This window comes from Nocardioides flavus (ex Wang et al. 2016) (assembly GCF_014653115.1).
Taxonomy (GTDB): domain Bacteria; phylum Actinomycetota; class Actinomycetes; order Propionibacteriales; family Nocardioidaceae; genus Nocardioides; species Nocardioides flavus.
This window is the reverse complement of record NZ_BNAD01000020.1, coordinates 16,015-33,491: the sequence shown is the minus strand read 5'-3', so window position 1 is coordinate 33,491 and position 17,477 is coordinate 16,015. Positions and strand designations below refer to the sequence as shown.

At 71.5% G+C, this 17,477-nt stretch carries 18 protein-coding genes; 12 read left to right on the top strand and 6 right to left on the bottom strand.

What is annotated here, in order from left to right; genetic code table 11:
• Positions 1–111: 111 nt before the first annotated feature.
• Positions 112–1,563: a PhoX family protein gene (locus tag IE200_RS19310; protein ID WP_191281117.1), complete on the bottom strand. Its 1,452-nt coding sequence runs from the start codon at positions 1,561–1,563 to the stop codon at positions 112–114.
• Between the two features lie 97 nt (positions 1,564–1,660).
• Here IE200_RS19310 and rsmI point away from each other — a divergent pair, with 97 nt between their 5' ends.
• The 8 genes from rsmI (at position 1,661) to IE200_RS19270 (ending at position 10,948) form a co-directional block, all read left to right on the top strand.
• A complete protein-coding gene (gene rsmI / locus IE200_RS19305) occupies positions 1,661–2,491 on the top strand; it encodes a 16S rRNA (cytidine(1402)-2'-O)-methyltransferase (protein ID WP_191281116.1) in 831 nt (276 codons plus the stop codon).
• A gap of 31 nt (positions 2,492–2,522) precedes the next feature.
• Complete coding sequence (locus IE200_RS19300) at positions 2,523–3,428, top strand: TatD family hydrolase (protein WP_191281115.1); 906 nt, start codon at positions 2,523–2,525, stop codon at positions 3,426–3,428.
• A gap of 266 nt (positions 3,429–3,694) precedes the next feature.
• Positions 3,695–4,819, top strand: coding sequence for a resuscitation-promoting factor (locus IE200_RS21140; protein WP_308433034.1), 1,125 nt, complete (start codon positions 3,695–3,697; stop codon positions 4,817–4,819).
• 109 nt (positions 4,820–4,928) lie between these two features.
• Positions 4,929–5,798: a 16S rRNA (adenine(1518)-N(6)/adenine(1519)-N(6))-dimethyltransferase RsmA gene (gene rsmA, locus IE200_RS19290; protein ID WP_191281114.1), complete on the top strand. Its 870-nt coding sequence runs from the start codon at positions 4,929–4,931 to the stop codon at positions 5,796–5,798.
• Positions 5,795–6,685 carry a 4-(cytidine 5'-diphospho)-2-C-methyl-D-erythritol kinase gene (locus IE200_RS19285; protein ID WP_191281113.1) on the top strand — a complete coding sequence of 297 codons (891 nt, stop codon included), beginning with the start codon at positions 5,795–5,797 and terminating at the stop codon, positions 6,683–6,685. The genes rsmA and IE200_RS19285 overlap by 4 nt, the downstream gene beginning before the upstream one ends.
• A gap of 99 nt (positions 6,686–6,784) precedes the next feature.
• A complete protein-coding gene (locus tag IE200_RS19280; RefSeq protein ID WP_191281112.1) occupies positions 6,785–7,282 on the top strand; it encodes a hypothetical protein in 498 nt (165 codons plus the stop codon).
• A gap of 44 nt (positions 7,283–7,326) precedes the next feature.
• On the top strand, positions 7,327–8,868 hold the full coding sequence (locus IE200_RS19275) for a flotillin family protein (RefSeq protein WP_191281111.1): 1,542 nt from the start codon (positions 7,327–7,329) through the stop codon (positions 8,866–8,868).
• A 196-nt stretch (positions 8,869–9,064) separates the two neighbouring features.
• Positions 9,065–10,948 carry an ABC-F family ATP-binding cassette domain-containing protein gene (locus IE200_RS19270; protein WP_191281110.1) on the top strand — a complete coding sequence of 628 codons (1,884 nt, stop codon included), beginning with the start codon at positions 9,065–9,067 and terminating at the stop codon, positions 10,946–10,948.
• A 96-nt stretch (positions 10,949–11,044) separates the two neighbouring features.
• Here IE200_RS19270 and IE200_RS19265 read toward each other — a convergent pair whose 3' ends face one another.
• Positions 11,045–11,530, bottom strand: coding sequence for a MarR family winged helix-turn-helix transcriptional regulator (locus IE200_RS19265; RefSeq protein ID WP_191281109.1), 486 nt, complete (start codon positions 11,528–11,530; stop codon positions 11,045–11,047).
• A 209-nt stretch (positions 11,531–11,739) separates the two neighbouring features.
• On the opposite strand from IE200_RS19265, the gene IE200_RS19260 reads away from it, so the two are divergent.
• From IE200_RS19260 to IE200_RS19245, 4 genes are all read left to right on the top strand, one after another.
• Positions 11,740–12,543 (top strand): trans-aconitate 2-methyltransferase, encoded by an 804-nt coding sequence (locus tag IE200_RS19260; protein WP_191281108.1) that lies wholly within the window; start codon positions 11,740–11,742, stop codon positions 12,541–12,543.
• The gene (locus tag IE200_RS19255) at positions 12,540–12,920 is read left to right on the top strand and encodes a VOC family protein (protein WP_191281107.1); all 381 of its coding nucleotides are present in this window, start codon (positions 12,540–12,542) and stop codon (positions 12,918–12,920) included. The genes IE200_RS19260 and IE200_RS19255 overlap by 4 nt, the downstream gene beginning before the upstream one ends.
• A gap of 58 nt (positions 12,921–12,978) precedes the next feature.
• Positions 12,979–13,587, top strand: coding sequence for an AAA family ATPase (locus IE200_RS19250; protein WP_229856843.1), 609 nt, complete (start codon positions 12,979–12,981; stop codon positions 13,585–13,587).
• Positions 13,588–13,667: 80 nt separating this feature from the next.
• The gene (locus IE200_RS19245; RefSeq protein WP_191281106.1) at positions 13,668–14,138 is read left to right on the top strand and encodes a hotdog fold domain-containing protein; all 471 of its coding nucleotides are present in this window, start codon (positions 13,668–13,670) and stop codon (positions 14,136–14,138) included.
• A 9-nt stretch (positions 14,139–14,147) separates the two neighbouring features.
• Here the strand turns inward: IE200_RS19245 and IE200_RS19240 are convergent, their stop codons facing one another.
• From IE200_RS19240 to IE200_RS19225, 4 genes are all read right to left on the bottom strand, one after another.
• Positions 14,148–15,026 carry an amino acid ABC transporter permease gene (locus tag IE200_RS19240; RefSeq protein WP_191281105.1) on the bottom strand — a complete coding sequence of 293 codons (879 nt, stop codon included), beginning with the start codon at positions 15,024–15,026 and terminating at the stop codon, positions 14,148–14,150.
• Complete coding sequence (locus IE200_RS19235; protein ID WP_191281104.1) at positions 15,023–15,673, bottom strand: amino acid ABC transporter permease; 651 nt, start codon at positions 15,671–15,673, stop codon at positions 15,023–15,025. Before IE200_RS19235 ends, IE200_RS19240 begins: the two co-directional genes overlap by 4 nt.
• A 66-nt stretch (positions 15,674–15,739) precedes the next feature.
• A complete protein-coding gene (locus IE200_RS19230) occupies positions 15,740–16,621 on the bottom strand; it encodes a glutamate ABC transporter substrate-binding protein (protein WP_191281103.1) in 882 nt (293 codons plus the stop codon).
• A 71-nt stretch (positions 16,622–16,692) separates the two neighbouring features.
• Positions 16,693–17,469 (bottom strand): amino acid ABC transporter ATP-binding protein, encoded by a 777-nt coding sequence (locus tag IE200_RS19225; protein WP_191281102.1) that lies wholly within the window; start codon positions 17,467–17,469, stop codon positions 16,693–16,695.
• Between the last annotated feature and the right edge of the window lie 8 nt (positions 17,470–17,477).

Sequence of the window (17,477 nt, the reverse complement as noted above, 5' to 3'; positions counted from 1 at the left end):
CGCCACCTTGCAGGGACGGCGGAGGAGGGTGGCGGCAGATCGCAGGTCAGGCGGGCGCCCGCGTGCAGTGTGCCGCCACCACGGCGGCAAGCGGAGGGACTCTGGGGCCGGTCAGACCCCGATCGACTCCCAGTCGCCCCAGATCGCGAAGGTGAGCCCGCGGCTGGCCTGGATGTTGACGAACAGGGTGTGGCCGTCCGGGCTGAACGTCGACCCGGCGAACTCGTCGTTCCCGGCGCCGCCGATGACGTTGCGCGCGATCGAGAAGAGGTCGCCGTCGGTCGTCAGCCCGCGCAGGTAGTTGCCCTCGTCGTGGTCCTCGCAGAGCACCAGGGTCCCGCGGGGGCTGGTGGTGACGTTGTCGGGGAAGTCGAGCACCTCGCGGCTCTCCGACTGGTAGACGCACCGCAGCGTCGCCGAGCGGGTGTCGTACGCCCACACCTGGCCCCAGCCGCGGCCGTAGCCGTTGCGGTTGTCCGGGCCGGTCATCGCCGGCCCTCCGCCCTGCGTGGCGGTGAAGTAGACGACGCCGTCGTGGAAGACCTGCCCCTCGCAGCGGGAGAAGTGTGCGGCGCCCTTGGCCCGGCCCTGGTCGCCGACGAAGTTGATCGCCGTGTCGTTGCTCGTGGGCGCGGTCTCGCCGGGCGTGTAGGGGAACTCGAAGTCCGGCTCGTCGATGTCGACCCACACCACGTCGTACACCGTCGTGGTGTCCTGGTGGGCCTCGAGGTGCGCCTGCGGCGTGCCCTTCACCGCGAGCATCTGCAGCTGGCCGTTGCGGTCGAGGTGGCGGTGCGGGTCGCGCCGCTTGCGGGCCACGTAGCGGTAGAAGCCGGACGGGAACGCGAAGTTGTCCTCGGTCAGGTACAGGACGTCCTCCGCGGGGTCGTACGACACCGCCTCGTGCGCGAACCGGCCGGCCTTGCGCAGCGGCCGCGCGTCGGAGAGGCCCCCCGCCGGCACCTCGAAGACGTAGCCGTGCCGCTTCTGCAGCGGCACGTTGGACGCGCCGGTGAAGTCCGGGCCCACGTCGGGTCCGTTGACGGTCTCCTCGCAGGTCACCCAGGCGCCCCACGGCATCTGGCCGCCGCTGCAGTTCATCATCGTGCCGCTCAGGCTGGTGTAAGCGTCCTGCACCTCGCCGTACCTCGTCACCTGGATCGTGGTGGTGCCGGCGCCGCCCCTCTTGTCGTACGGCTTGGTCGGGCCGAAGGCCGGCTGCGGGTTGTTGACCTCGTGGTTGCGCACCAGCAGGACCGAGCCGTCGGGCCCGGCGAAGGCGCCCATGCCGTCGTGGCGAGCGGGCAGGCGGGTGCCGTCGGGGAGGATCGCGGGGTCCGACGCGCTGCTCTCGTGGAACGAGCGGTAGGAGAAGCCCGACGGCAGGTGGAGCCGGACGGCGCCGTCGCGCTCGTCGGCCACCGGGACGAGCGAGCCGACGGCGGTGCCGGCCAGGGCCCCTGGGCGGCCCAGGGCAGCGGCGTTGGTGAAGCCGGCGAACGGGCCGGCGGCGAGAGCTCCTCCGACGGCTCCCTTGATGGCGGTGCGGCGGTTGACGTGCATGGCGACTGACCTCCCGGGGGTCCGTGACTGGGTCTCGCCACGTTAGGACCGCAGGAGCCGTGGGGGAACACCCATGGGGAGCATCTACGGTGAACCCATGGATGGCGTCCTGGTCCTCGCGGGCACACCGATCGGCCAGGCCGGCGACGCGCCGCCCCGGCTCGCCGCCGAGCTCGCCGGCGCGGACGTGGTCGCCGCGGAGGACACCCGCAGGCTCAAGCGGTTGTGCGCCGACCTCCAGATCACGCTCGGCGGACGGGTGGTGTCCTACTTCGAGGGCAACGAACAGGCCCGTACGCCCGTGCTCCTCGAGGCGCTGCTCGCCGGGGAGCGCGTCGTCCTGGTGACCGACGCCGGCATGCCGAGCGTGTCCGACCCGGGCTACCGGCTCGTGGCCGCCGCCGTCGAGCACGACGTCCGCGTGACCGCCGTGCCGGGGCCGAGCGCCGTGCTCACCGCGCTCGCCGTCAGCGGGCTGCCGGTCGACCGGTTCTGCTTCGAGGGCTTCCTGCCGCGCAAGGCGGGGGAGCGCGGGCGCCGCCTCGCCGGGCTCGCCGCCGAGGAGCGGACGATGGTGTTCTTCGAGGCGCCGCACCGCACCGGTGCCGCCCTCGCGGCGATGGCCGAGGCGCTCGGCGACGACCGCCGTGCCGCGGTCTGCCGGGAGCTGACCAAGACCCACGAGGAGGTCCGCCGCGGACCCCTCGCCGACCTGGTCGCCTGGGCCGAGGACGGCGTGCGCGGCGAGGTCACGATCGTCGTCGAGGGCTCCAGCGGCGCCCCCGCCGTGGACAGCGACCCCGGCTCCCTGCGTACGGCCGTCGCCGCGCTCGAGGCCTCGGGCTCGACCCGCAAGGAGGCGATCGCCGAGGTCGCGCGGCGCGCCGGGCTGCCCAAGCGCGAGGTCTACGACGTCGTCCACCGCTGAGGGCGCGCACCGCCCGACTAGCCTCGGGCCCATGACCGAGCAGCCCACCCGCAGCCGCGCGGCCACCGAGGAGACCTCCGGCGCCCGCCGCGACCGCGAGCGCCCGCCGGCCCCCGAGCCCCTGCCGCACCCGGTCGTGGACAACCACTGCCACCTCGACATCGCCGACGGCGACTGGGTCGCCACCGAGGACGCGATCGCGGCCGCTGCTGCCGTCGGCGTGCCGCGCATCGTGCAGATCGGGTGCGACCTGCCGGGCGCACGGTGGGCGGTCGAGGTCGCCGCCGGGCACGACGCGCTCGTCGCCGGGGTCGCCCTGCACCCCAACGAGGCACCGCGGCTCGCGGCGACCGGCGACCTCGAGGCGGCACTGGAGGAGATCGAGCAGCTCGCCGCCGCGCACGACAAGGTGCGCGCCGTCGGCGAGACCGGCCTCGACCGCTTCCGCCACGCCCAGAGCCGTACGGGCGAGGAGGGCTGGACCGCGCAGGAGGAGAGCTTCCGGCGCCACGTCGACATCGCCAAGCGGCTCGACAAGACGCTGGTCATCCACGACCGCGAGGCGCACGACGACGTGCTGCGGATCCTCGACGAGGAGGGCGCGCCCGAGCGCTGGGTGATGCACTGCTTCTCCGGCGACGACGACTTCGCGCGGCGATGCCTGGACCGCGGCGCCCACCTGAGCTTCGCCGGCACGGTGACGTTCAAGAACGCCGCGCCCCTGCGCAACGCGCTCGCGGTGACGCCGCGCGACCGGGTCCTGGTCGAGACGGACGCGCCCTACCTGACTCCGGTGCCCTACCGCGGCCGACCCAACGCGTCCTACCTCGTGCCGCTCACCGTGCGCGCCATGGCGGAGGTCCTGCAGGCCGACCTCGAGGAGCTCTGCCGGGCGATCGACGCCAACACCGAAATCGCCTTCGGCGGTGCCTGGTAGGTCGCCGCGTGAGCGGGGACACCCCCTGATTTTCGGCGTTCGAGTTTGCGTCACCGGCCATCGTCGTTATCGTTCTGTGATTGTTGGCCGGGATCGGGAGCGATCTACGGCAGCACGAGGACCGGTTCGGGCCGGTCCTGCGAGACCCCCGCTCGCACGTCGTACGGCTCCACCCAGGCTCCTCCGGGCGCCACCGTGGCCGCCGCGCACGCCCGGCCGGGGGGTGCTGTCGCCCGAGGCCCGGGGAGGACGACGTTCGGAGAATCGTGCGCTCTCGTTTCGCGCAGCTCAGCAGGTCCAAGGCCGTTCTGGCGACCCTCGTCGGGGTCATCGTGGCGGCCGTCGCGGGCACCACGGTCGGATATGCGGCCCTCAGCAAGGACGTGACCCTCACCCTCGACGGGGAGACCCGTCAGGTCAGCGCCATCGGTGACACCGTCGCCGACGTGCTCGCGGCCGAGGGCATCGAGGTCACCGACAAGGACCTGGTCGCACCGTCGGTCGACGAGACGGTCACCGACGGCTCGGCCATCGCGGTCCAGTTCGGCCGGCCGCTCGAGCTCTCCGTCGACGGCGAGACCACGACCTACTGGGTGAACTCGACCAAGGTCGCCAGCGCGCTCGGCGAGATCGGCCGCCGCTTCGAGGGCGCCGACCTGTCCGCCAGCCGTGGCTCCTCGATCGGGCGCCGGGGCATGACCCTCGAGGTCGTCACGCCCAAGGTCGTGCAGATCAAGCTCGGCGGCAAGGACCTCCGCAAGCGCACGCTCACCGCGCTGACCGTCGCCGACGTGCTGGAGTCGATGGACTTCGAGGTCGACGAGCACGACAAGGTGACCCCTTCGCTCGACACCGAGATCGCCGACGGCGACAAGGTCGTGGTCACGGACATCCGGATCGCCACCAAGCGCGTACGGCGCGAGGCGATCGACGCGCCCGTCGTCGAGCGCGAGGACCCCAGCATGTACGAGGGCGAGGAGGAGGTCGTCCAGCCCGGCAGGGACGGCGTCCGCGCGGTGACCTACCGCCTGCGCTTCGTCAACGGCGAGCTCGCCGCCCGCAAGGTCGTCAGGGCCGACGTGCGGGTGAAGGCCGTGCCGACCATCGTCAGGGTCGGCACCAAGGAGGAGCCGAGCGCCGACTTCGCCGGCGGGAACACCGTCTGGGACCGCCTCGCGCAGTGCGAGTCGGGCGGCAACTGGGCCATCAACACCGGCAACGGCTACTACGGCGGCCTCCAGTTCAGCGCCGCGACCTGGGCCTCCGTCGGCGGCACCGGCCTGCCGCACCAGCACAGCCGCGAGGAGCAGATCAAGCGCGGGCAGATCCTGCAGGCCCGCGCCGGCTGGGGCCAGTGGCCCAGCTGTTCGGCCAAGCTCGGCCTGCGCTGAGCTCCCGTCCGCCGCTGTAACGCCGGGTTCGTGCTTGTACCCACCCCCATGCAAGGGGGTGGGTACAGCGATTAACCCGGCGTTACAGCGCGCACTAGGCTTGCCCACCATGACCACGAACCCGGCCGGCCCGAGACTCCTCGGGCCGGCCGAGGTGCGTCACCTGGCGGCCGAGCTCGACCTGCGACCCACCAAGCAGCGCGGGCAGAACTTCGTCATCGACGCCAACACGGTGCGCCGCATCGTGCGCGAGTCGGGCATCACCGGCGACGACGTGGTCGTCGAGGTCGGGCCCGGGCTCGGCTCGCTCACCCTCGCGCTGCTCGAGGTCGCGCGCCGGGTGATCGCGATCGAGGTCGACCCGGTCCTCGCCGAACGGCTGCCGGCCACCATCGCGACGTACGCCCCCGGGCAGGCCGAGGCCTTCGAGGTCGTGCTGGCCGACGCGATGCGTATCGAGGAGGTGCCCGGCCCGCCGCCGACCGCGCTCGTGGCCAACCTCCCCTACAACGTCTCCGTGCCCGTCCTGATCCATCTCCTCACCCTGCTGCCGTCGCTCGAGCGGGGCCTGGTGATGGTGCAGGCCGAGGTCGCGGACCGGCTGGCCGCGCGACCGGGGTCGAAGAGCTACGGCGTGCCCAGCGTGAAGGCGGCCTGGTTCGCCGACGTACGCCGCGCGGGCGCGATCGGGCGCAACGTGTTCTGGCCGGCCCCCAACGTCGACTCCGGCCTCGTCGCCTGGACCCGGCGCGAGCCACCGAGCACCACCGCGACCCGCGAGCAGGTCTTCGCCGTCGTCGACGCCGCCTTCGCCCAGCGCCGCAAGCAGGTCCGTGCCGCGCTGCGCGGGCTGGCGGGCTCGGCCGAGGCGGCCACCGCGGCGCTGGAGGCCGCGGGCGTCGACCCGACGGCGCGCGGCGAGGTGCTCGACGTCGCGGACTTCGCCCGCATCGCGGAGGGGCTGGCGGCCACGCGATGAGCGTCACCGTCCGCGCCGCGGCCAAGATCAACCTCCACCTCGGGGTCGGCGCTCCCCGCGAGGACGGCTTCCACCCGCTCGACACCGTCTACCAGGCGATCGACCTCTACGACGACCTCACGCTGTCGGTCGCCGGCGAGGACTCCCTCACCGTCGCGGGCCCGCCGTACGTCGACGTGGACGGCATCCCCACCGACGCCTCCAACATCGCGATGCGTGCGCTCGCCGAGGTGGCCTGCGGGGACGCGCACGCCGTGCGGATCAGCAAGCGGGTCCCGGTCGCCGGCGGGATGGCGGGCGGCTCCGCCGACGGCGCCGCCGCCCTGCTCGCCCACGACCGGCTGCACGTCCTCGACCAGTCCGACGAGGTCCTCCTCGCGCAGGCCGCGCGGCTGGGCAGCGACGTGCCGTTCTCGCTCGTCGGCGGCACCGCGCGCGGCCGGGGCCGGGGTGAGGTCGTCGAGCGCATCGAGGACCTCGGCACCTGGTGGTGGGTCGTCGTCCCCGCGTCCGTCGGGCTGTCCACGCCCGAGGTCTACCGGCACTTCGACCGCCTCCACCCGGACGCGCCTGCGCAGCCCGCCGAGCCGACCGGGCTCCTCGCCGCGCTGGCCACCGGAGAGCCCGTACGCCTGGCGCGCACGCTGCACAACGACCTCGAGGAGCCCGCGATCGACCTGCGCCCCGAGCTCGGCACGCTGATCGAGCGCGGCGAGGCCGAGGGAGCCCTGCGCGGCATGGTGAGCGGCTCCGGCCCCACCTGCGTGTTCCTCTGCGCCGGCCGCGACGAGGCCATGGCCGTGGCCGCCGGGCTCTCGGCGACGTACGACGTGGTGCTGCCGGCCGTGGGACCCGTCGCAGGCGCGCACGTCGTCCATCCCGGCTGATCCGGCAGGTGTGAACCCCGGCGGACGGGGAAGCATCACCGCTATGTTGTGCGCGCGACGTCGACGACGTCGCGCTGATCGCCTGGGGGAGGCATCGTCGTGACCGTGTTCCTGGTGGTGGGGGCCGCCGGCGTCGTGCTGCTCCTCGTCGCGCTGGTCCTCGGCGACGTCCTCGACGGGGCGCTCGAGGGCCTCAGCGCCGGCTTCTTCTCGACCGAGGCGCTCGCCGCCTTCCTCGGTGCCCTCGGCTTCGGGGGTGCGATCGCGCTCGAGACGACCGGGTCGACGTCGCTGGCGGTCGTCATCGGCGTCGTGCTCGGCGTCGTGCTGGGCGTCCTGGCGGCGAAGGCCTCGCGCTACCTCCACGGGGACGGCGACGGCGACACGGTCCGCACGTCCGACATGGTCGAGAAGATCGGCTCGGTCGTCAGCGCGATCCCCGAGGGCGGCTTCGGGGTCGTGTCGATCAGCGTCGGCGGCCACCTCACCCGTCTCAACGCCCGCTCGAGCACAGCCGTGCCGGCCGGCACCCAGGTCAGCGTCACCCAGGTCATCTCGCCCACGGCCGTGCAGGTCGAACCGCTCTTCCTGCCCTGACCACCTCTCGATCCACGTACGCCATCTCGCTAGGAGCACTGTCCATGTTCGGTCTGTCCCCGGTCGTCACCTCCGTGATCGGCCTCCTCGTCCTCCTGGTGCTGCTGGCCCTGCTCGTCACCACCCGGTACAAGGTGGCCGGGCCCAACGAGTCCTTCATCGTCACCGGGCGCAAGGGCAAGGGCGAGGTGCGCAACCCGGAGACCGGCGAGATCTCCACCGACCTGTCCGGCCAGAAGGTCGTCATGGGCGGCGGCGTGTTCGTCATCCCGTTCATCCAGCGCCTCGCCACCCTCGACCTGTCCTCACGACGCATCTCGGTGCAGATCCGCGGAGCGGTGTCGGGGCAGGGCATCAAGCTCAACCTCGACGGCGTCGCGCTCGTCAAGGTCGGCGGCAACGAGGACTCCATCCGCGCCGCCGGCCAGCGCTTCCTCAGCCAGCAGGGCGAGATCGAGACCTTCACCCAGGAGGTGCTCGCCGGTGCGCTGCGCTCCATCGTCGGCTCGATGTCGGTCGAGCAGATCATCCGCGACCGCGCGGCCTTCGCCCAGCGCGTGGCAGAGGAGTCGGAGTCGTCCCTGACCGGTCAGGGCCTCGTCCTCGACACCTTCCAGATCCAGGACATCACCGACGACGGCTCCTACCTCGCCGACCTCGGTCGTCCCGAGGCCGCCAAACTCAACCAGCTCGCCTCCATCGCCGAGGCCAACGCCCGCCAGGCCGCCGAGCAGGCGCGCATCGCCGCCGAGCAGGAGATCGCGATCACCCAGCGCGCGCTGGCGCTCAAAAATGCCGAGATCAAGGCCGAGACCGACGCCGCCAACGCCCAGGCCGCGGCGGCCGGCCCGCTCGCGCAGGCCGACCGCGACCAGGCCGTGCTGCTCGAGCAGGAGAAGGTCGCCGTACGGCAGGCAGCGCTCAAGGAGCGCCAGCTCGACACCGAGGTCCGCAAGCCTGCCGACGCCGAGCGCTACCGTGTCGAGACCGAGGCGCAGGGTCGGCGCAACTCCGAGATCCTCGAGGCCGAGGCCCGCAAGGCGTCCTCGATCGCCAACGCCGAGGCGGAGGCCGAGAAGGCCCGACTGACCGGTGAGGGCGAGAAGTCCCGCCGTTCGGCGCTGGCCGAGGCCGAGGCCATCGAGGGCGCCAAGCGCGGTGAGGCCGAGAAGGCCCGCCGTGTCGCCGAGGCCGACGCGCTGCGCGCCGAGGGCGACGCGCAGGCCGCCGCGATCCTGGCCGCCGGTCAGGCCGAGGCCGAGGCGATGGACAAGAAGGCCGCCGCCTTCGCCGGCTACAACGAGGCCGCCGTGCTCCAGATGCTCATCGAGGTCATGCCCAAGGTCGCCGCCGAGCTCGCCCGTCCGATGAGTGGGATCGACAAGCTCACCGTGATCTCGGCCGACGGCGCCGGCGAGCTGCCCAGGCAGGTGACCAACAACCTCGTGCAGACCATGGAGCTGCTCAAGGCCACGACAGGGCTCGACGTCGAGCAGCTGATCCAGAAGTACTCCGGCACCGACGGCTCGCGCGGCGCGCTCGACGTCTCGGCCTCAGCGCCCGCGGCGGGTCAGCCCGTCAGCTGAACCTCCCGCTCGAGCGGTGCGTGAGACAGCTTCTCGAGGTCGGGAACCTGTCTCACGCACCGCTCCGTCGAGGGTCTCGGTCCGAGAGGTGGGTGACGCAGCTTCTGGCGGCCCGGAACGTGTCTCACGCACCGCGCGGGTCAGGGCGTACGCCGATCCGTCGATGCTGGGGCGCACCTGAGAGGATCGCCCGGACATGGCGAACCTGATCAACCTCGAGCGCGTCTCGAAGTCCTACGGCGTGCGGCCGCTGCTCGACAACGTCTCCCTCGGCATCTCGGTGGGGGAGCGGGTCGGCGTGGTGGGCCGCAACGGCGACGGCAAGACCACCCTGCTCGAGGTCATGACCGGCCTCGAGGAGCCCGACTCGGGACGGGTCTCGCGCACCCGCGGCGTCGAGATCGGCTACCTCCACCAGGGCGACGAGCTCGTCGACAGCCACTCCGTACGCGAGGCCGTGCTCGGCGGGCGCCAGGACCACGAGTGGGCCGCCGACCCGACCACCCGGCAGGTCGTCGAGGAGCTGCTCGCCGGCGTGACCCTCGACCGCGCGGTCGTCGGGCTCTCGGGAGGTGAGCGCCGGCGCTGCGCGCTGGCTGCCCTGCTGCTCTCGCGCCACGACCTGATCGTCCTCGACGAGCCGACCAACCACCTCGACGTCGAGGCGGTCGCCTGGCTCGCCTCCCACCTCGTCGCGCTGCCGTCGGCGCTCATCGTGGTGACCCACGACCGGTGGTTCCTCGACGCGGTGTGCCAGACCACGTGGGAGGTCCACGACGGCGCGGTCGACTCCTACGAAGGCGGCTACGCGGCGTACGTCCTGGCGAAGGCCGAGCGCCAGCGGCAGGCCGCGGCCACCGAGACGCGTCGGCAGAACCTCGCCCGCAAGGAGCTCGCGTGGCTGCGGCGCGGCGCCCCCGCGCGTACGTCGAAGCCGAAGTTCCGCATCGACGCCGCCAACGCGCTGATCGACGACGTGCCGCCGCCGCGTGACCGGATGGAGCTCCAGCGCTTCGCCAGCCAGCGGCTCGGCAAGGACGTCGTCGACATCGAGGACGTCGACCTGTCCCGCGGCGAGCGGAAGCTGCTCGACCACGCGACCTGGCGGATCGGGCCCGGCGACCGGATCGGCATCGTCGGCGTCAACGGCGCCGGCAAGACGTCCCTGCTCTCGCTCATCTCCGGGGCGCTGGCGCCCGACGTCGGGCGGGTCAAGCACGGGCGGACCGTCGAGATGCAGCACCTCACGCAGGCGCTCGACGAGATCGACCCCGAGGGGCGCGTGCTGCCGACGGTCGAGTCGATCCGCCGGGTGACGAAGACGATCGACGGCCAGGAGCTCACCGCGACCTCGCTGCTCGAACGGTTCGGCTTCACCGGTGACCGGCTGACCGCACGTCTCGGCGACCTGTCCGGTGGCGAGCGGCGGCGCTTCCAGCTGCTCAAGCTGCTGCTGAGCGAGCCCAACGTGCTGCTCCTCGACGAGCCGACCAACGACCTCGACATCGACACGCTCAACGTCCTCGAGGACTTCCTCGACAGCTGGCCCGGCACGCTGGTCGTGGTCTCGCACGACCGCTACTTCCTCGAGCGGGTCACCGACTCGGTGTGGGCGCTGCTCGGCGACGGGAAGGTCTCGATGCTGCCGCGCGGGGTCGACGAGTACCTCGAGCGTCGCGCCGCCTCGGCGTCGTCCGCCTCGCTCGGCGCAGGGGGTGGCGCGGAGGGTGGCGGCACATCGCAGCCGCCGGCGTCCTCCGTACGCGATCTGCCGCCACCACCGGATGGGGGTGGCGGCACATCGCAGCCCAGCACCCCTGCTGCGAGCGATGTGCCGCCACCTCCGGCCAAGGCGCGCGCGGGCTCCGCCGAGGACCGCGCGGCCCGCAAGGTCCTGGCCCGGGTGGAGAAGCAGCTCGAGCGGATCGCCGCACGCGAGGCCGAGCTGCACGCCGAGATGGAGGCCAACCTCAGCGACTACGACCTGCTCGCGCGCGTCGGGACCCAGCTCGGCGAGCTCGCGGCCGAGAAGGAGGAGCTGGAGCTGGAGTGGCTCGAGGCCTCCGAGGTCGTCGAGTAGGCGCGCGCCTTGGCCGCAGATTCCCCGCTCGAGCGGGGAATCTGACTCCTGGAGGCCGATGCAACCCCCTCCGGGAGTCAGTATCCCCCAACAAGCTCAGCTGAAGGGCGCCAGCAGCGAGCGCAGCAGGCCGGCCAGCCGGTCGCGCTCGGCCGTCGAGAGGTCGGCGAGCAGGTCGGCCTCCGCGGCGAGCAGCGCCTCGAAGGCACCGTCGACCGCGGCCTTGCCCTCGGCCGTCAGGCGCACCAGCACGCCGCGGCGGTCGTGGGGGTCGGGCAGCCGCTCGACCAGGCCGCGTCCGGTCAGCCGGTCGACGCGATTGGTCATGGTGCCGCTGGTCACGAGCGTCTCGCGGAGCAGGCGGCCGGGGGAGAGCTCGTACGGGCTCCCGGCCCGCCGCAGCGCGGCCAGCACGTCGAACTCCCACGACTCGATGCCGTGGGCGGTGAAGGCGTCGCGCCGGGCGAGGTCGAGGTGACGAGCCAGCCGGCTGATGCGGGAGAACACCTCGACAGGCGCGAGGTCGAGGTCACCGCGCTCGCGGCCCCACGCCTCGACCAGGTCGTCCACCTCGTCACGCATGACGACAGTGTGCCAGATCATCGAGAATCTTGACATCGAGACACCTGTCCCGCACAGTGGCTTTATCTCGACGTCAAGACATCTCGCGCCGCTCGCTGGCTAGTTCGGGACGAACTGGTAGGAGAAATGGGGTCTTGACCTACCAGAACGTCCCGAACTACCCAGAGTGGGACGTGGAGTGACGGTCCAGCGACCGAGGAGGAGACGACATGAGCCACACCTGGGACCCCGACCGCTACCTGGCGTACGCCGACGAGCGCGGCCGGCCGTTCGTCGACCTGCTCGCTCGGGTGCCGGCCGAGACCCCACGCGAGGTGGTCGACCTCGGCTGCGGTCCCGGAACCCTCACCGCCCTGCTCGCCGACCGGTGGCGCGGCGCCCGGGTGACGGGCGTCGACAGCAGCCCCGAGATGATCGAGGCGGCCCGCGCGGTCGACGGCATCCGGTGGGAGGTCGGCGACCTGCGCGAGTGGGCCGAGCCGGACCCGCTGGCGCTCCGCGCGCCGATCGACGTGCTCGTCTCCAATGCGACGCTGCAGTGGGTGCCCGACCACCTCGACCTCCTCCCGGGCCTGCTGGACCGGGTCGCCCCCGGCGGGTGGCTCGCCTTCCAGGTGCCGGGCAACTTCGACGAGCCGAGCCACACCGCCCGTACGGACCTCGCCGCTCAGGAGCCCTACGTCGAGCACGTCCGCGACGCCCGCGTGCCCGCCAGCCACGACCCCGCGACGTACGCCCGCGTCCTGCTCGACCTCGGCTGCGAGGTCGACGCGTGGGAGACGACCTACCTGCACGTCCTCACCGGGGAGGATCCCGTCTTCGAGTGGGTCTCCGGTACGGGCGCGCGGCCCACCCTCCAGGCGCTGCCCGACGACCTGCGACCGCTCTTTGAGGACGAGTTCAAGGCGCTGCTGCGCGAGGCCTACCCGGCCGACGCCGCCGGCCGCGTCGTCCTGCCGTTCCGCCGGATCTTCGTCGTCGCGCGCAAGCCGCAGGGACTGGCGGTCCGATGAGGCTGCACCACGTGCAGGTCGCCTGCCCGCCCGGCGGCGAGGACGCGGCCCGCCGGTTCTACGCCGACGCGCTCGGCATGACCGAGGTGGACAAGCCGGCCGACCTGGTGGCGCGCGGCGGCTGCTGGTTCCGCGCGTACGACGAGTCCGGCGAGGTGACCGCCGAGCTGCACGTCGGCGTCGAGGACCCGTACGCCCCCGCCCGGAAGGCGCACCCGGCCTTCGTCGTCGACGACCTCGACGCGGTCGCGACCCGCCTGCGCGAGCTCGGCTTCGAGGTCGACGACAGCCAGCGCACCAGCTTCCCCGACCACCTCCGGCTGCACACGTACGACGCGCACGGCAACCGGGTGGAGGTCCTCTCCGCCGACACCTGAGGACGTGGTGGACGGGATCCGCGTGCGATCGCGTTCGTCACGTCCCTCGGATATCAGGGTGCGAGAGGGCGCAGCCTGCGGCACGATCGGCCCGGTGCGACTGCTGCTGATCCTCGGGCCTCCCGCCGTGGGCAAGATGACCGTCGGGCGCGCGATCGCCGACCGGTCGGGCTTCCGGCTGTTCCACAACCACCACAGCATCGAGATGCTGCTCGACGTCTTCGACTACGGCACGCCGCCCTTCCGCACGCTCAACGCCGAGGTGCGCCGGCGGGTGGTCGAGGAAGCCGCCGCAGCCGGGACCGACCTCGTCTTCACCTTCGTGATGGGCATGGACGAGCAGAGCGAGGCCGACTACCTCGCGCGCCTCGTCGAGCCGTACGGCGAACGGATCGCGGTCGTGGAGCTCGTCGCCGACCTCGACACCCGGCTCGCACGCAACCGCACCGAGCACCGCCTGGCCGAGAAGAAGTCCAAGCGCGACGTGGAGTGGTCGGACAACAACGTGCGCGAGCTCGAGGCCGACTACCGGATGACCTCGGGGCCCGGCCACGACGCGCCGGGCGAGCGCCTGCTCGCCCGCTGGCCGCACCTGGTCGTCGACAACACCGACCTCGCGGCGGACGAGGCCGCCGACCGCATCCTCGCCTGGCTGGGTGATGTCTGAGGACGTGGTGGACGCGAAACCGGGCGACGGACGGCCACCCCGTCCTCAGATATCTCCTACTGGCGGGTAACATCCAAGACATGCCTGCCGTCCTGGACCTCTGGAAGAAGACCTCCGCACTGCCGATGGGCAACCGGGTCTTCTCGCTCGCCTTCAGCCGCAAGGCGCCCTACTTCGCCACCATCCGGCCACGCTTCACCGTGATCGAGCCCGACCACGCCGAGCTGGTGATCCCGAAGCGGCGCGGCGTGCACAACCACATCGGCACCGTGCACGCCATCGCGCTGTGCAACGGCCTCGAGGCCGCGATGGGGGCACTGGCGGAGTCGACCATCCCGCGTGACCGGCGCTGGATCCCCAAGGGGATGGAGGTCGACTACATCGCCAAGGCCACCACCGACATCACCTGCATCGCCGAGACCGACCCCGAGCAGTGGACCGCCGAGCTCGGCGAGGGCTACGACCTGCCGGTGCGCGTGCGGGGCGTACGCACCGACGGCACCGTCGTGGTCGAGGGCGAGATCCGGTTGTGGATCAGCCCGAGGCGCTGAGCCTGCGCGTCAGGCCGCTGCGGCGCCCGTCTCGAGCCGTACGCCGGAGGACTGGCCGCGGGTGGACAGCCGACGCTCGACGAACTCCGCGAGCTTCGAGAGGCCGTAGTTGATGACGATGAAGATCACGCCGACCACGAAGAGCACCTGGATGGGGTTGTCGAGGTTGAGCGAGATGATGTTGCCGCGACGGAGCAGCTCGGTGTAGAGCCCCAGCACGGCCACCAACGAGGTGTCCTTGAGGATCACGACCAGCTGGCTGATCAGCGCCGGCAGCATGGTCCGGAAGGCCTGCGGCAGCTCGACGTTCTTCATCGACTTCCACCGGGTCATGCCGATGGCCAGCGCGGCCTCGCTCTGGCCGCGGGGGAGCGAGTTGACCCCGGCGCGCACGATCTCGGCGATGATCACCGAGTTGTAGAGCGTCAGGCCGATCACGAGGAACCACAGGCCGTCGCTGCCGGGCAGGAACGAGATGTCGATCCCCGTGGACCGGATCAGGATGTAGACGTAGAAGATCGAGATGATCACGGGTAGCCCGCGGAAGAGCTCGATCGCGGCGACGACGGGGATGCGGCCACCCTTGCCCAGCATCATCCGGGCCACCCCGAGGAGGGTCCCGATGACGAGGGAGAGGGAGATCGCCAGCACGGCCGCGGTGAGGGTGGCCAGGAGGCCCTTGCCCAGGAGGCGCCAGACGAGCACGAAGTTGTCGTCGCCGGGGTTGATCAGCGGCGACCAGAGCTCGGCGTCGAACTGACCGCGGTCGGCCAGCCGCCAGACGGCGACACCGGTCAGCCCGAGCAGGATGGCTGCGGCGACCACGGTGCCGATCGCGGCGCGGCGGCGGGCCTTGGGTCCGGGCTCGTCGTAGAGGACGTTGCTCATCGCGCGATCGCCACCTTTCGCTCGGTGTAGGCAAGGAAGGCTGCGGCCGGGAGGGTGATGCACAGGTAGCCGACGGCGACCCCGGTGATGACGGGCAGGCCGTCGTAGCCCTGCGCGCTGGTCAGGTTCTTGTAGACGGACCAGAGGTCGCCGCCGACGCCGAACGCACCCACGACCGCGGAGTTCTTGAACATCGCGATGATGACGCTGCCCAGGGGCGGGACGATGCTGCGGAAGGCCTGCGGCATCACGACCTGGCTGAGCGACTGGCTGAAGGTCAGGCCGATCGAGCGGGCCGCCTCGGCCTGACCGGCGGACACGGAGTTGATGCCGGAGCGGATCGCCTCGCAGACGAAGGCGCTCGTGTAGATGACCAGCGCCGCGACGCCGAAGACGTAGTAGGACTGGTTGATGCCGATCTCCGGCAGGCCGAAGGCCATGAAGAAGAGCACCACGGTGAGGGGGCAGTTGCGGACGAGGGTGACCCAGGAGGTGCCGAACCAGCGCAACGAGGGGATGGGGGAGACCCGGCAGGCCGCGATGAACGTCCCGAGCACGAGCGATCCCACCATGCCCCACAGGCAGATCCCGAGCGACCTCAGGAATCCGGACCAGAAGAGGTCCAGGTTGTCGAAGACGGCGTCCACATCAGGTCCTTCTACGTCGAACGGGTGCCGGGGCGGACACCTCCGCCCCGGCACACCGTGGATGGATCAGGCGCAGGTGTCCGGCTCGGGCAGCTCGGGCGTCTCGGTGCCCTCGACCTGACCTGCCGTGGCCTCCCAGGCCTCGAGGTAGGCGTCCTCGTTCTCGGCGAGCGTCTCGTTGATGAACTCGCAGAACGCGACGTCACCCTTCTCGATGCCGATGCCGTAGGGCTCCTCGGTGAACTGCTCACCCACGAGCTTGAAGGCGCCGTCGGACTCGTCGACGAAGCCGAGCAGGATGACGTTGTCGGTGGTGACGACGTCCACCTGGCCGTTGTCGAGAGCGTCGGCGCACTTGTCGTAGACGTCGAACAGCACGAGCTGGTCCTCGCTCGCGAGGTACTCCTTGATGTTTTCCGACGGCGTGGACCCGGTCACCGAGCAGACCTTGGCGTCGGGGTTGTCCGCGAGGTCCTCGGGACCCTCGATGGAGTCGTTGTCCTCCGCGACCATCAGCATCTGCCCGGCCTCGTAGTAGGGGCCGGCGAAGGTGATCCGCTCCTTGCGCTCGTCGTTGATCGTGTAGGTGGCGACGACGAAGTCGACCTCGCCGTCCTCGATCACCTGCTCGCGGATGTCGGAGGTGCTCTCCTTCCACTCGATGTCCTCGGGGGCGATGCCCATGGCGCCGGCGATGATCTTCGCCACCTCCACGTCGAAGCCCTCGGGCTCGCCCTCGAGGTTCTGCAGGCCGAAGCCCGGCTGGTCGAACTTGGTGCCGACGGTGACGGTGCCGGCCTCCGCGATCTCGGCCATGGTCGTGCCGGCCTCGAAGTCGGTGTCGCTCGCCACCTCGACCTCAGGCGCCTCGTCGTCGCCGCCGCACGCGGCCAGCGACAGGGCCAGACCCGTCGCGGCGACGAGCGCCTTGGTCCTGATGAATCGCATTGCTTCTCCTTCTGTCCCGAGCCGGAATGACTTCCGGCCCCCGTGGTTGTGGCGTGGTCGTGCGTGGGTCCTCAGTGCTTGAGGATCTTGCCGAGGAAGTCCTTCGCGCGGTCGGAGCTGGGGTTGGTGAAGAACTCCTCGGGGGTGTTCTCCTCGACGATGGCGCCGTCGGCCATGAAGACCACGCGGTCGGCGGCGGTGCGGGCGAAGCCCATCTCGTGGGTCACGACGATCATCGTCATGCCCTGCTGGGCGAGGTCGACCATGACGTCGAGGACCTCCTTGATCATCTCCGGGTCGAGCGCGGAGGTCGGCTCGTCGAAGAGCATCACCTTGGGCTCCATGGCCAGGGCGCGGGCGATCGCCACGCGCTGCTGCTGGCCTCCGGAGAGCTGGGCGGGGTACTTCTCCGCCTGGTGGCCGACGCCGACGCGCTCGAGCAGCTCGCGCGCCTTCTTCTCCGCCGCCTCCTTCTTCATGCCCCGGACCTTGATCGGGCCGAGCGTGACGTTCTCGAGGATCGTCTTGTGGGCGAAGAGGTTGAAGCTCTGGAAGACCATGCCGACCTCGGCGCGCAGCGCGGCGAGCGCCTTGCCCTCCTGCGGCAGGTCCTTGCCGTCGAGGGTGATCGTGCCCTCGTCGATCGTCTCGAGCCGGTTGATCGTGCGGCACAGCGTGGACTTGCCGGACCCGGACGGACCGATCACCACGACGACCTCGCCGCGGGTGACGGTGAGCTCGATGTCCTTGAGTGCGTGCAGCTGCCCGAAGTGCTTCTGGACGCCGCTCAGCACGACGAGGGGCTCGCCCCGGCCGGCGCTGACGGGGGCCGTTTCCTGCGCGGTCATGGCCGCAA

Excerpts from the sequence above, each read along its gene's own strand:
- IE200_RS19230 (WP_191281103.1), bottom strand. The coding sequence starts at position 16,621 with ATGCGATTCATCAGGACCAAGGCGCTCGTCGCCGCGACGGGTCTGGCC.
- IE200_RS19275 (WP_191281111.1), top strand. The coding sequence starts at position 7,327 with ATGTTCGGTCTGTCCCCGGTCGTCACCTCCGTGATCGGCCTCCTCGTC.
- IE200_RS19310 (WP_191281117.1), bottom strand. The coding sequence starts at position 1,563 with ATGCACGTCAACCGCCGCACCGCCATCAAGGGAGCCGTCGGAGGAGCT.
- IE200_RS19260 (WP_191281108.1), top strand. The coding sequence starts at position 11,740 with ATGAGCCACACCTGGGACCCCGACCGCTACCTGGCGTACGCCGACGAG.
- IE200_RS19225 (WP_191281102.1), bottom strand. The coding sequence starts at position 17,469 with ATGACCGCGCAGGAAACGGCCCCCGTCAGCGCCGGCCGGGGCGAGCCC.
- IE200_RS19300 (WP_191281115.1), top strand. The coding sequence starts at position 2,523 with ATGACCGAGCAGCCCACCCGCAGCCGCGCGGCCACCGAGGAGACCTCC.
- rsmA (WP_191281114.1), top strand. The coding sequence starts at position 4,929 with ATGACCACGAACCCGGCCGGCCCGAGACTCCTCGGGCCGGCCGAGGTG.
- IE200_RS19240 (WP_191281105.1), bottom strand. The coding sequence starts at position 15,026 with ATGAGCAACGTCCTCTACGACGAGCCCGGACCCAAGGCCCGCCGCCGC.
- IE200_RS19255 (WP_191281107.1), top strand. The coding sequence starts at position 12,540 with ATGAGGCTGCACCACGTGCAGGTCGCCTGCCCGCCCGGCGGCGAGGAC.
- IE200_RS19285 (WP_191281113.1), top strand. The coding sequence starts at position 5,795 with ATGAGCGTCACCGTCCGCGCCGCGGCCAAGATCAACCTCCACCTCGGG.
- IE200_RS19270 (WP_191281110.1), top strand. The coding sequence starts at position 9,065 with ATGGCGAACCTGATCAACCTCGAGCGCGTCTCGAAGTCCTACGGCGTG.
- IE200_RS19245 (WP_191281106.1), top strand. The coding sequence starts at position 13,668 with ATGCCTGCCGTCCTGGACCTCTGGAAGAAGACCTCCGCACTGCCGATG.
- IE200_RS19265 (WP_191281109.1), bottom strand. The coding sequence starts at position 11,530 with ATGCGTGACGAGGTGGACGACCTGGTCGAGGCGTGGGGCCGCGAGCGC.
- rsmI (WP_191281116.1), top strand. The coding sequence starts at position 1,661 with ATGGATGGCGTCCTGGTCCTCGCGGGCACACCGATCGGCCAGGCCGGC.